Annotated in this window: 11 protein-coding genes and 1 pseudogene; 9 read left to right on the top strand and 3 right to left on the bottom strand. The window is 63.7% G+C overall.

The genetic code is table 11. From position 1 onward, the window contains the following. Nucleotides 1-477 precede the first annotated feature (477 nt). The 3 genes from AC629_RS14305 to AC629_RS14295 form a co-directional block, all read right to left on the bottom strand. On the bottom strand, nucleotides 478-681 hold the full coding sequence (locus AC629_RS14305; RefSeq protein ID WP_084805364.1) for a hypothetical protein: 204 nt from the start codon (nucleotides 679-681) through the stop codon (nucleotides 478-480). A 144-nt stretch (nucleotides 682-825) separates the two neighbouring features. Continuing rightward, a complete protein-coding gene (locus AC629_RS14300; protein ID WP_084805363.1) occupies nucleotides 826-2121 on the bottom strand; it encodes a spinster family MFS transporter in 1296 nt (431 codons plus the stop codon). A gap of 61 nt (nucleotides 2122-2182) precedes the next feature. After that, nucleotides 2183-3373 (bottom strand): aromatic ring-hydroxylating dioxygenase subunit alpha, encoded by a 1191-nt coding sequence (locus AC629_RS14295; protein ID WP_084805362.1) that lies wholly within the window; start codon nucleotides 3371-3373, stop codon nucleotides 2183-2185. Between the two features lie 182 nt (nucleotides 3374-3555). Between AC629_RS14295 and AC629_RS14290 the strand changes: the two genes are divergently transcribed. The 9 genes and pseudogenes from AC629_RS14290 (at nucleotide 3556) to AC629_RS14250 (ending at nucleotide 11889) form a co-directional block, all read left to right on the top strand. After that, a complete protein-coding gene (locus AC629_RS14290; RefSeq protein WP_084805361.1) occupies nucleotides 3556-4071 on the top strand; it encodes a MarR family winged helix-turn-helix transcriptional regulator in 516 nt (171 codons plus the stop codon). 186 nt (nucleotides 4072-4257) lie between these two features. After that, nucleotides 4258-6511, top strand: a pseudogene (locus AC629_RS14285) (TonB-dependent siderophore receptor). Nucleotides 6512-6533: 22 nt separating this feature from the next. Beyond that, nucleotides 6534-7670: a PepSY-associated TM helix domain-containing protein gene (locus AC629_RS14280; protein ID WP_084805360.1), complete on the top strand. Its 1137-nt coding sequence runs from the start codon at nucleotides 6534-6536 to the stop codon at nucleotides 7668-7670. 74 nt (nucleotides 7671-7744) lie between these two features. Further along, on the top strand, nucleotides 7745-7900 hold the full coding sequence (locus AC629_RS46795) for a hypothetical protein (protein WP_168195480.1): 156 nt from the start codon (nucleotides 7745-7747) through the stop codon (nucleotides 7898-7900). A 246-nt stretch (nucleotides 7901-8146) separates the two neighbouring features. Beyond that, a complete protein-coding gene (locus AC629_RS14270; RefSeq protein ID WP_008136158.1) occupies nucleotides 8147-8512 on the top strand; it encodes an NADH-quinone oxidoreductase subunit A in 366 nt (121 codons plus the stop codon). Continuing rightward, on the top strand, nucleotides 8503-9090 hold the full coding sequence (locus AC629_RS14265) for a NuoB/complex I 20 kDa subunit family protein (protein WP_084805358.1): 588 nt from the start codon (nucleotides 8503-8505) through the stop codon (nucleotides 9088-9090). Before AC629_RS14270 ends, AC629_RS14265 begins: the two co-directional genes overlap by 10 nt. Before the next feature lie 11 nt (nucleotides 9091-9101). Next, nucleotides 9102-9713: an NADH-quinone oxidoreductase subunit C gene (locus tag AC629_RS14260; RefSeq protein ID WP_084805357.1), complete on the top strand. Its 612-nt coding sequence runs from the start codon at nucleotides 9102-9104 to the stop codon at nucleotides 9711-9713. A gap of 2 nt (nucleotides 9714-9715) precedes the next feature. Then, nucleotides 9716-10912 (top strand): NADH-quinone oxidoreductase subunit D, encoded by a 1197-nt coding sequence (locus AC629_RS14255; protein ID WP_084805356.1) that lies wholly within the window; start codon nucleotides 9716-9718, stop codon nucleotides 10910-10912. After that, on the top strand, nucleotides 10912-11889 hold the full coding sequence (locus AC629_RS14250; RefSeq protein WP_084805355.1) for an FkbM family methyltransferase: 978 nt from the start codon (nucleotides 10912-10914) through the stop codon (nucleotides 11887-11889). Before AC629_RS14255 ends, AC629_RS14250 begins: the two co-directional genes overlap by 1 nt. The last annotated feature ends 1 nt before the right edge of the window (nucleotide 11890 follow it).

Genomic DNA, 11890 nt, shown 5'->3' with positions numbered 1-11890 from the left:
GCTTCCCGGCGATCGCCAGCTGACCGATCCGGCCCATGCCGGCGAACGTGGTGACACCCGCCCAGCTACACCACGCCAAGGGACACGATCCGCCTGCCTGATCCGACGCGTTATAGTTGGAATAGTTGGAGCAATGATGAGGGGCTTCGCTCAGAGCCGCAGGACGACAGCACAAATCGACACTCGAGGGACCCGGCGCGGCACCTTGCCGGTCGACCTCTACGGGTGACACTTAAGCGAGAATCTACGGCCGGTTTCGGGGACGAATTTGTCACCGATGTTTGATTTGTTTCAGCTTTTTCCGGCCTGTCACGCCGGAGGTCGCGGGTTCGAGCCCCGTCTCTCGCGCCATTTCATGGCGGATACACCCCTCAATATCTTTAAAATCAACGGTTTGGTGAGGCGTTCTCGTGCGCGCCTGGAATCAAAAGACCGCCCGTAGGCGGTCGTTTGGTATCAAATCGGACCTTTTGGTTGTCAGCGAATCTCGGGCGAGCCCGCGCTCGTGACCGCCACCGGCTTGCCGGCCTTGATGACGTGGGTCGACTGGGCGGTCTGGCTGAAATTGGCGCTGCTGCGGGCTGCGATCCCGAAGCCGGCCACGATGATGCCGGCAACCAGCGCCACCACCACGATCTTCAGGTGGGTCGCACGATCAACGGAATGAATTGAATGGTTCATCTGAGCCTCCCGACGGGCTTTGCCGCCGTTTATGGGCTCTTCTTCTAAGGGCTATCTGTTTCGGGATCGTTTCGCGGGTTCCGCAAAATGGTTTCATCTCCCGCCCGGCTGGTTTCACCGGGCGGCAGGGCCGGGGAGGCGGCCTCAGGCGGCGGCCCGGCCGATGTCGGCCCGGATCGACCGGGCGGCCCAGAGGAACAGGAGGGCTCCCAGCGTGGTCGTGATCGTCGCCGAGAGCAGGGAATAGCGGACAGCGTCAGCGCCATAGCTGCCCCTCAGGGCGTCGTTGACCACGCCGACCGCAAGCGGGCCGACGCCCTGGCCGAAGCAGGTCGCGGTCAGCGCGATGAGCGCGGATGCCAGCGCCCGCATGCTCGGCTTCGCCACCGTCTGCGCGATCGCGAAGATCGGCCCGAGATGGAAGCCGACCAGGAACGAGGTCAGCGCCAGCATCGCGACCATCATCGCGAAATCCTGCGTCAGCATGCAGAGCGCGAACACCGGGCCGGCGAGGCCTGAGGTGATCGCGGGCGCCCACAGCTTCCAGCGGTCGTCGCGGCGGCTGACTTGCGCCACCACGAAGCCGCCGAGCAGGGTGCCGGCCATGCCGGCGAGCCCCTTGAAGGTGCCGGCATAGGTGCCGATCTCGGCGCTCGACAGATGATGCACGCGGGCGAGGAATGGCGGGATCCAGGCCGCGGTCGCGTAGTTCGTGTAGGTGGTGAGGCAGAAGCCGATCAGCACGATGATGAAGCTCCGCTGCGAGGCGAGGAAGCGCAGCGTCGGCCCGAGCGGCTCGGGCACGAAGCTCTCCTGCATCGCGCCGCGCTTCGGCTCCGAGATCGTCAGCCACAGGATCAATGCGAGCAGGATGCCCGGCAGGCCGGCAACGTAGAAGGCGGCCCGCCAGCCATAATGCTGGTTCACATAGCCGCCAACGAAATAGCCGAGGAAGACGCCGAGATAGGTGCCGATGGCGTAGATGCCGAGCGCGCGCGGGCGCTCGTTCTTGGCAAAGAGATCGGCGACGATCGATTGCGAGGCGGGGGAGCCCGCGGATTCACCGATGCCGACGCCGACGCGGGCCAGCGCCAGCGAGGTCACGCTCGAAGCCGCGCCGCACAGCGCCGTCATCGCGCTCCAGAACGCGAACGCCGCGGCCACGATGTTGCGCCGGTTGAGCCGGTCGGCGACGCGCGCGATGGGAATGCCGAGCAGGGAATAGAACAGCGCGAAGCCGAAGCCTGCGAGCAGGCCCATCATGGTGTCGCTGAGCTGAAACTCCTTCTTGATCGGCTCGATCAGGACGTTGAAGATCGTGCGGTCGAGGAAGTTCAGCGCATAGATGACGGTGAGCAGGCCGAGCACGTAGTAGCGGCGCGCCGAGGGCTTTGCTGCGGCGGCCGCCTGCACCGACATTTGTGACGTTACGTCGACCATCGCTTCCCCCAATTTGCTTTTGTTATCATTGCCAGTCCCGCTCTTATTTGGAGCGGGATTCTCAGCCTTCGCGGATGTAATTCCCCGCTTCGAATTCGACTGGAGGCGCGCTTGCATCGAACGACACGCCGATCGGATCGCGATCTGCGGCGAGCGCGTCGAGCTGGTCGCTCAACATGCGCCGGATCATCAGGATGCCGCGGTCGCTCTGGCCGAAATGCTCCTCGGAGTGGATGGTCACCTCGCCCTGGCCGACCTGGGCCTCGTAGTCGCCCGGGAATTGCTGGTGCTCGGCTTCCGTCATGTCCCACCAGAACTTGCCGTTGAACTTCGAGCGCATCCGGCCGATGTCGCCGGAATTCTTGACGCGGCCGGCGACATAGATGCGGAACGAGGTGTCGTCGATCGGCAGCGTCCAGCCGATCGACTCGACGCGGGCGAATTGCGCCACGCGCGGGTTCGGCACGACGCGCAAGGTGGGGAGGGCAGCCTCGGTGACGCGATAAAACACCTTGCCATCATCCTGCTTGCGGATCGAGCGTACGGCGATGCCGCGCGGCGTCTTGTCGAACTTCACCTCCGGCATCGAAGCCATCATGTTGGTGAATTGCGGGCCCGAGAACGAGCCGTGCAGCACCGGCACGTGGTAGGGATCGACCACGTTCTCGAAATGCTGCAGCCAGTTGCAGGGGATGATCGCAGGGCCGCCGCCGCCGATCGAGGAATCGTCCGCCTCGACGAACTCGCCGTCATCCATGTTTTCCAGGCATTCGTAGGCCGGCAGCACCGGGCGTTTCTCGGCCGGACCCATATAGGCGAAGATCAGCCCGTAGCGTTCCTCGACCGGGTACCAAGGCTGGCGCACCTTGTCCTTGAACTGACCGCCGTCGGGCTCGCAGGGCTGTTCGAGGCAATGGCCTTCAGTGTCGAACTTCCAGCCGTGATAACAGCAGCGGATGCCGTCTTCCTCGACCTTGCCATAGTAGAGCGTGGTGCCGCGGTGGCAGCAGCGGGCATGCAGCAGGCCGACGCGGCCGTGCTTGTCGCGGAACAGGATAAGATCCTCCCCGAGCGCGCGCACCTTTTTCGGCGTGTCGGTCGCGTCGCTGGCAAGCCCGACCGGATGCCAGTAGCGGCGGAGCAGTTCACCCATCGGCGTGCCGCGCACAACCGAAGTGAGTTCGGCGCGCGTGTTCGCCGGCTTCATCGCATAGGCCGTGCCGAGATCGCGATCCCGCTGGGTGATCGTCATCCTGTTCCTCCCGCCGCAGGCCTTGGTGGCCGGGTCGTTTCTTATGCCGTGCCCCAATGAAAAATAATTCGATGACAATGTCAACGATATTGCAGAATGCTTCTTAGCCGCATTTTGATGAGGCTGGGGAGGTTGCGAGGCGCGGACTTGGCACGCCCCGGCTTTCTTGGCAGAGGTGGACCATGAGCCAGACATCGAGCAGGGGCGGGCGCGCGTCGTCCGACGTGGACGACAGTCACGCGCCGGCGCCGATCACCATGATGCTGTCGTCGCGGCTGATGGTCCTGGCCAACCTGCTCAAGCGGGGCGCCATCCTGCGCTACAAGCGCCTCGCCGGATTGTCCTCGGTCGAGTTCGGCCTCGTCGCTTCGCTCGGCCGCCGGCCGCCAATGAGCGTGGCGCGGCTCGCCGAAGCCGTCGGCCAGGACAAGGGTCAGATCAGCCGCGCGCTCGCGGAACTCGTCTCGCGCAAGCTGATCGCGAAATCGGCGAACCCGAAGGACAGCCGCGAGGTGCTGGTGTCGCTGACCGCGGCAGGGCTCGCCGCGCATGATGCGATCGTCGCCGGCGCGCAGCAGCGCAATCGGCAATTGCTGGAACAATTGAGCAAGGACGAACTCGAGACGCTGCTGGCGCAGATCGATCGCCTCACGGCGACGGCCGAGAAAATGCTCGAAGCCGAGCAAGCCCAGCGCTGATCTCCAGGCAAATTCCGGAAATATTGGATCGCTTCCAAGAGGTTCTCTAAGAGTCCTTCTAAGAGGCATTCAATTAGGGAATTCGCGCACCCTCACATAAGCGTCACCGCAACGCATGCCGCACGGGGAACGACGGCATGACGCAGCAAATAGACATCTTGGGGTGGCGTGTTGAACAGTCTTCGTATGCTGCGGTCGGCCGTATTGGCGACCGCGTCCGCTTTTGTATTGGTGCCGCAGGAATCGCTCGCACAATCATCCGCACAGTCCGGCGCGCAGAACGTTCCGTCCGTGACCGTTACTGCGCCGCAAGCGCATCGCCACGCGACGACGACCCCACAACGCCGCGTGCCGCGGTCGTCGGTGCAGACCGCCGCCAGCCGTAAACCGCAGCCGCAGCGCGACGCCGGCTTCGTCGAGACGCCGCGCGGTCCGGTCAACGGCTACGTCGCCAGCCGCAGCTCATCCGGCACCAAGACCAATACGCCGATCATGGAGACGCCGCAGTCGGTGTCCGTGATCGGCGCGGAGCAGATCCGCGACCAGAAGCCGAACAAGCTCGACGAAGTCCTGCGCTACACCGCCGGCGTGCGTGCCGGAACCTTCGGCGCGGACACGCGCAACGACTGGTGGCTGATCCGCGGCTTCAAGTCCGACGACATCGGACTGTTCCTCGACGGCATGCAACTTTACTACACGGCCTATGCGAGCTGGAAGCTTCAGCCATTCAATATGGAGCGGGTCGAAGTGCTGCGTGGTCCGTCGGCTGTGCTCTATGGCGGATCGAGCCCGAGCGGCATCGTCAACGTCATCAGCAAGATGCCGCCGGCCGAACCGATTCGCTACATCGAGACCGGCGTCAATAATTTCGGCAATGCCTATGTCGCCTTCGATGTCGGCGGGCCGGTCGCGACACAGCCCGAGAACGGCAAGCTGTTCTACCGCGTCGTCGGCGAGGTGCAGAACGGCGGCACCCAGGTCAACTTCACGCCCGACAACAACTACTTCATCGCGCCGTCCTTCACCTGGAAGCCGGATGCCGACACGACTTTCACGGTCCTTGCATCGGCGTCGAAGCAGGACACCCGCGGCATCAACTTCCTGCCTTACCAGGGCACGGTGACCAACGCGCCGTTCGGCAAGATCCCGACCAGCTTCTTCGCCGGCGATCCCAGCGTCGACAGGTTCACGCGCGAGCAGGAGATGCTCGGCTATCTGTTCGAGCGCAATCTTACGGACGGCCTGACATTCCGCCAGAACGCGCGCTTTGCGCATGTCGACCTGACCTATCGCGGCTACGTTGGTTCCGGCTGGTCCGACATCAACACGGCCATGCTCGGCCGCTACAATTGGTATGCGAAGGACACGGCCAACCAGGCCGACCTCGACAACCAGCTGGAGTATCGCTTCAACACCGGTCCGGTGCGACACACGATGCTGTTCGGGGTCGATCTGAAAGGGTACCAGATCGACGACTATCAGGCCTTCAACTTCGGCACTGTTCCTCCGATCAACGTATTGAATCCGGTCTACGGCATTGACATCCCGCTCACAGGCCCCCCCGTTCCGCAACTTCCTGATCACGCAGAAGCAGGCCGGCACCTATCTCCAGGACCAGATGAAGCTCGGCAACTTCACGCTGGTGCTGAGCGGCCGCAACGATTGGGTCGAGACGACGCAGGCCGCCCGCGACACGGGGGCAACGCTCGCCAGCAACAATGACAGCCATTTCAGCGGTCGCGCAGGCCTGATCTACAATTTCGACAACGGCATCGCGCCCTATATCTCCTACGCGACGAGCTTCAACCCGATCATCGGCCTCAACGCGCAAAACCAGCTGTTCGTGCCCGAGACCGGCAAGCAGGCCGAAATCGGCGTGAAGGTCGCGCCCAAGGGATTTGACGGCTACTTCACTGCCTCGGTGTTCGACCTGAAGCGCCAGAATGTGCCGACCACCGATCCGGTCATCGTCACATTGCAGAACCAGACCGGCGAGGTGACTTCGCGTGGCATCGAGATCGAAGCGGTGGCCAATGCCACGAAGGAGCTGAAGCTGATCGGCGCTTTCACGGCCTATCATCTGTTCACCAGCAGGGACCTTAACCAAGCCCTGGTCGGCAAGACTCCGACCAACACGCCCGAGATGCTGGTGTCCGGCTGGGCGGACTACACCTTCAAGGACGGTCCGCTCGCTGGATTTGGGTTCGGCGGCGGTGTGCGTTATGTCGGCTCTTCCTGGGCTGACCCCGCCAACACCCTCGAGGTTCCCGCGGTGGTGCTCGGCGACCTCACGGTCCACTACGAATGGCAGAACTGGCGCACGGCCCTCAATGTGATCAACGTGACCGACAAGATGTACGTCGCGAGCTGCGCGGGAACCACGTCCTGTTTCTATGGCGATCGCCGGCGCGTCACCGCCAGCGTTTCCTACAAGTGGTAAGCACAGGCCAGGGGAGGGGCTCGTGAAGGCGCGCACGGTCAGGCTTTGGTCCGTGGTCCATACCTGGACCAGCCTGATCTCGACCGTCTTTTTGCTTCTGCTCTGCCTGACCGGCCTGCCGCTGATCTTCCACCACGAGATCGATGAGCTCTTGGGCTATGCCCCCCAGCCCGAAGCTCATGGGGGCGCGGCGCGTGCGACGACGCAAGCCGTCGCCGACGCCGCGCTCGCCGCCGATCCCGGCCGGGTGCTGCAATATATCTCCTGGGACAAGGACGAGCCGGGGATTGTGACCGCGTTCACCAACAGCGCCGTCGACGGGTTGCCGGACAACACGACCGTGCGCGCCTTCGATGCCGTGTCGACGAAGCTGCTCGGGCCGGTCGGCATCGGGCCGATGCTGATCATGCTCAAGCTGCACACCGACATGTTCGCCGGCCAGCCCGGGAAACTGTTCCTCGGCGGGATGGGCCTGTTGTTCGCCATCGCCATCGTCTCCGGCGTCGTGCTGTATTGGCCGTTCACCCGCCGCCTGCGCTTTGCCATCATCCGCGATCACGCCTCGTGCCGCGTGCGCTGGCTGGACTGGCACAATCTGATCGGTGTCGTGACGGTGGCCTGGGCGCTGGTGGTCGGGCTGACCGGCGTCGTCAACACCTGGGCCGAGCTGATGCTCAACCAGTGGAAGGCGACCGAGCTCGCCAGCATGGTCGCGCCCTATGCCGGCAAGCCGCCGCCGTCGCATCTCGCCTCGCTCGATGACGTCGTCGCGCGCGCCAAGCTGACGGCTCCCGGCATGGAGGTCGCCTTCATCGCTTTCCCGGGCACGCCGTTCACCTCGTCGCATCACTTCGCCGCGTTCATGCGCGGCGACACGGCGCTGACGGCGCGGCTCCTCAAGCCGGTCCTGCTCGACGGCGAAACGGGGGAGGTCGCAGACAGCCGGGCGCTGCCGGTCTATCTCCAGGCCCTGCTGATCTCGCAGCCGCTGCATTTCGGCGACTACGGCGGCATGCCGCTGAAGGTGATCTGGGCCGCGCTCGACCTGCTCACGATCGTTGTGATCGGGAGCGGCCTCTATCTCTGGCTGGTGCGTCGGCGCAAGCGCGCGCTCGGCCGGACCGACGCATTCGCCAGACGTGCCCCGGTCCCGTCGTGATGCATGGCTCCTCTGACCGCTCCCGCCTGTGGATACGTGTCTTTGCTGCACCTATCGTGATCGCGGCCGCGACCATGGCCGGCCTCCTGGCTGCGCTGCTCTGGGGAACTGTTGGCCAATATGTCGCCTGGGTGACGGTCGGGGCCCCCGTGCTGGTCGTCGCCTGGGTTTGGGTGCGCTGTCGCACCACGAAAACCGGGCAATTTTCACGGGCGGCGCGCGGCAAATAGCTGCCTCGGCCTGTGCGCCGCAATCTCGGAACGGCTGCCCTGCAAAACTGTGGCCGCCCTTGCTGGGTCTGACGATCTGCTCCATACCAGCGCCGGGGTGATTCCGGGATTTTCACCGTTCGGGGAGCGGCAAAGGCCTGAAAACAGCGTGTCTTGCGCCCATTGGTGCACTGCGCTAAGGCTCAGAATAATTCCAAATCCGACGAATCCGTGGCTGCCCCGAGGCTACGGGAAAAAGGGCTCGCCATGAGCGGCATTCTGCAGAACTATCTTCCACTCGTCGTCTTTATAGGTGTAGCAGGCCTCATTGGCCTCGTGCTGCTGATCGCGCCCTTCATCGTGGCGTTCCAGCAGCCGGACCCGGAAAAGCTGTCGGCGTATGAGTGCGGTTTCAACGCCTTCGACGACGCCCGAATGAAGTTCGACGTCCGCTTCTATCTGGTCGCCATCCTCTTCATCATCTTCGACCTCGAGGTGGCGTTCCTGTTTCCTTGGGCGGTGGCGTTCGGCAAGCTTGGCGCGACCGGCTTCTGGTCCATGGTGGTGTTCCTCGCCGTGCTGACGGTCGGGTTCGCCTATGAATGGAAGAAAGGGGCACTGGAATGGGATTGAACCCTGCATCGTCCACAGGTCCGGTTGTTGCGCCGGCCCCCAAGGGCATTCTGGATCCGTCGACCGGCAAGCCGGTCGGGGCCAATGATCCGTTCTTCCTCGAGGTCAACTCCGAGCTGTCCGACAAGGGCTTCTTCGTGGCCGCGACCGACGACCTCATCACCTGGGCGCGCACCGGCTCGCTGATGTGGATGACCTTCGGTCTCGCCTGCTGCGCGGTCGAGATGATGCAGGTGTCGATGCCGCGCTACGACGTCGAGCGCTTCGGCTTCGCGCCGCGTGCATCGCCGCGCCAGTCTGACGTGATGATTGTCGCGGGCACGCTGACCAACAAGATGGCGCCGGCGCTGCGCAAGGTCTACGACCAGATGCCCGAGCCGCGCTACGTCATCTCGATGGGGTCCTGCGCCAATGGCGGAGGCTACTATCACTATTCGTACTCGGTCGTGCGCGGCTGCGACCGCATCGTGCCGATCGACATCTACGTGCCGGGCTGCCCGCCCACGGCGGAAGCGCTGCTGTACGGCGTGCTGCTGCTTCAGAAGAAGATCCGGCGCACCGGCACCATCGAACGCTAAGGTTTTACGTCATGGACGACGGCAAGCTCGAGGCCCTTGGGCAAACGATCGTTAGCGCGCTTCCGGGCGCCGCCACCGGTCATTCGGTGGCCTTCAATCAACTCACGGTTGATGTTGAGGCCAGCAAGATCGTCGAGGTGGTCAAGTACCTCCGCGACGATCCGAACTGCCGCTTCGTCAACATCACTGATGTGACCGCGGTCGATTACCCCTCGCGCGAAAAGCGCTTCGACGTGATCTATCATTTCATGTCACCGATCCTGAACACGCGGATCCGGCTGCGCGTTGCCGCCGACGAGACAACGCAGGTGCCGTCCCTGATCGACGTGTTCCCCGGCGCCGACTGGTTCGAGCGCGAGGCCTACGACCTCTATGGCGTGTTCTTCGTCGGTCATCCCGACATGCGCCGCCTTCTCACCGACTATGGTTTCGAGGGGCATCCGCTACGCAAGGATTTCCCGACCACCGGGTTCGTCGAGGTCCGCTACGACGACCAGGAGAAGCGGGTGGTGTACGAGCCTGTCAGGCTCAACCAGGAATTCCGCAAGTTCGATTTCCTCTCGCCGTGGGAAGGGGCGGACTATCCGCTGCCCGGTGACGAGAAGGCGGGGCCGAAGGTCTGATCATGAACGAACAACCTGAGAACCTCCGAAATTTCACCATCAATTTTGGACCGCAGCATCCGGCGGCCCATGGTGTGTTGCGTCTCGTGCTCGAATTGGACGGCGAGGTCGTCGCCCGTGTCGACCCGCATATCGGCCTGCTTCACCGCGGCACCGAGAAGCTGATCGAGCAGAAGACCTATCTCCAGGCGATCCCGTATTTCGATCGGCTCGACTACGTCGCGCCGATGAACCAGGAGCACGCCTTCTGCCTTGCGGCCGAAAAGCTGCTCGGCATCGAGGTGCCGCGCCGCGGCCAGCTCATCCGCGTGCTCTACTGCGAGATCGGTCGCATTCTGTCGCATCTGCTCAACGTCACCACGCAGGCGATGGACGTCGGCGCGCTGACCCCGCCGCTGTGGGGCTTCGAAGAGCGCGAGAAGCTGATGGTGTTTTACGAGCGCGCCTCGGGCAGCCGTATGCACGCAGCCTTCTTCCGCGTCGGCGGCGTGCATCAGGACCTGCCGCAAAAGCTGATCGACGATATCGACGCCTGGTGCGATCCGTTCCTGAAAGTGGTCGATGACCTCGATCGCCTGCTCACCGCCAACCGCATCTTCAAGCAGCGCAACGTCGACATCGGCGTGGTGCCGCTGAAGGAAGCCTGGGAGTGGGGTTTCTCGGGCGTGATGGTGCGTGGCTCGGGCGCGGCCTGGGACCTGCGCAAGTCGCAGCCTTATGAGTGCTACGCCGAAATGGATTTCGACATTCCGATCGGCAAGAACGGCGACTGCTACGACCGCTATCTGATCCGCATGGAAGAGATGCGCCAGTCCGTGCGCATCATGAAGCAGTGCATCCAGAAGCTGAACGCGCCGGACGGGAAGGGGCCCGTCGTCGTCGAGGACAACAAGGTCGCTCCGCCGCGTCGTGGCGAGATGAAGCGCTCGATGGAAGCGCTGATCCACCACTTCAAGCTCTACACCGAAGGTGTTCGCGTGCCGGCCGGCGAAGTCTACGCCGCGGTCGAGGCGCCGAAGGGCGAGTTCGGCGTCTATCTCGTCTCTGACGGCACCAACAAGCCCTACAAGTGCAAGATCCGCGCGCCGGGCTTTGCCCATCTCCAGGCGATGGATCACATCTGCCGCGGTCATCTGCTTGCCGACGTCTCGGCGATCCTCGGCTCGCTCGACATCGTGTTCGGAGAGGTCGATCGGTGATGGCGCAGGCGCCAATCCAGTTTGACCGTGCCTCGGGGGCCCTTGAAGGGGCCAACCTGTGGGAGCGGACGGCTGCCTTGGCGCTGGTGACGGGATCAAAGATCTCGTCGCACTTCTCGCATATGGGCTACATTGCCTGCGCGAACCTGCTGCGGAAAACGCTGCCCGAGCGCAACATCGCGATCAGGCTCAATCCCGACGCGGTGTTCGAGTTCCCGTATGGCGACGGCTACTGGAGCAAGCTGCTCAACCGTTCCTACAATTACGAAGACGAGCTCGAGATCCTGTTTGCCGACTCCGTCGATGTCGACTACACGCTGCTCGATTGCGGCGCCAATTACGGCTACTGGTCGGTGCTGGTATCGAGCAAGCCGTTCGGCTCGCACAAGGCGATTGCGATCGAGCCGTCGGGGCAGAACTATCCGAAGCTCGCCAACAACGCGCGCGTCAACGGCAACCGCTTCGAGACCATGAAATGCGCGATCGGCGCGGCCCGCGGCACCGCGCGGCTGTCCGGTACCAAGCACGAGGCCTTCAGCATCGCCGGTGATGCGTCGGCGGGCGGCGAGGAAGTGCCAGTCATCGCGCTCGACGACCTCATCGACGACGGCAAGGTCGCAGGCACCGGCAGGTTCCTGATCAAGCTCGACGTCGAAGGCGTCGAGATCGAAGCGATCAAGGGCGGCGCCCGGCTGCTCGAGGCCGACAGCGTGATCATGTGCGAGGAGCACGGCAGCGACCGCTCTCATGCCGTGTCGCGCTACATCCTCGAACAGACCCCGCTGAAGCTGATCGTGTTCGATCCGCGCAGCAACCGGATGGAGACCGTGACCGAGCTGTCGATCCTCGACCGCATCAAGGTCTCGACCCACGTCGGCTACAACGTTTTCGGCACCGCAAGCGCGTTCTGGCAGGACAGGATCGATGCCCTGAATGCCAAGATTCTGAACGCCAAGACCGCGCGCCGTATGCAGTGAG

Source organism: Bradyrhizobium sp. NAS80.1 (genome assembly GCF_001908205.1).
In the GTDB taxonomy this organism is placed as follows: domain Bacteria; phylum Pseudomonadota; class Alphaproteobacteria; order Rhizobiales; family Xanthobacteraceae; genus Bradyrhizobium.
Note: the sequence above shows the minus strand (reverse complement) of the source record. Positions and strands in the feature narration are given on the sequence as shown.

Coding starts and splice junctions, on each gene's coding strand:
- AC629_RS14305 (WP_084805364.1), bottom strand. CDS start 681: ATGAACCATTCAATTCATTCCGTTGATCGTGCGACCCACCTGAAGATC.
- AC629_RS14300 (WP_084805363.1), bottom strand. CDS start 2,121: ATGGTCGACGTAACGTCACAAATGTCGGTGCAGGCGGCCGCCGCAGCA.
- AC629_RS14295 (WP_084805362.1), bottom strand. CDS start 3,373: ATGACGATCACCCAGCGGGATCGCGATCTCGGCACGGCCTATGCGATG.
- AC629_RS14290 (WP_084805361.1), top strand. CDS start 3,556: ATGAGCCAGACATCGAGCAGGGGCGGGCGCGCGTCGTCCGACGTGGAC.
- AC629_RS46795 (WP_168195480.1), top strand. CDS start 7,745: ATGGCCGGCCTCCTGGCTGCGCTGCTCTGGGGAACTGTTGGCCAATAT.
- AC629_RS14270 (WP_008136158.1), top strand. CDS start 8,147: ATGAGCGGCATTCTGCAGAACTATCTTCCACTCGTCGTCTTTATAGGT.
- AC629_RS14265 (WP_084805358.1), top strand. CDS start 8,503: ATGGGATTGAACCCTGCATCGTCCACAGGTCCGGTTGTTGCGCCGGCC.
- AC629_RS14260 (WP_084805357.1), top strand. CDS start 9,102: ATGGACGACGGCAAGCTCGAGGCCCTTGGGCAAACGATCGTTAGCGCG.
- AC629_RS14255 (WP_084805356.1), top strand. CDS start 9,716: ATGAACGAACAACCTGAGAACCTCCGAAATTTCACCATCAATTTTGGA.
- AC629_RS14250 (WP_084805355.1), top strand. CDS start 10,912: ATGGCGCAGGCGCCAATCCAGTTTGACCGTGCCTCGGGGGCCCTTGAA.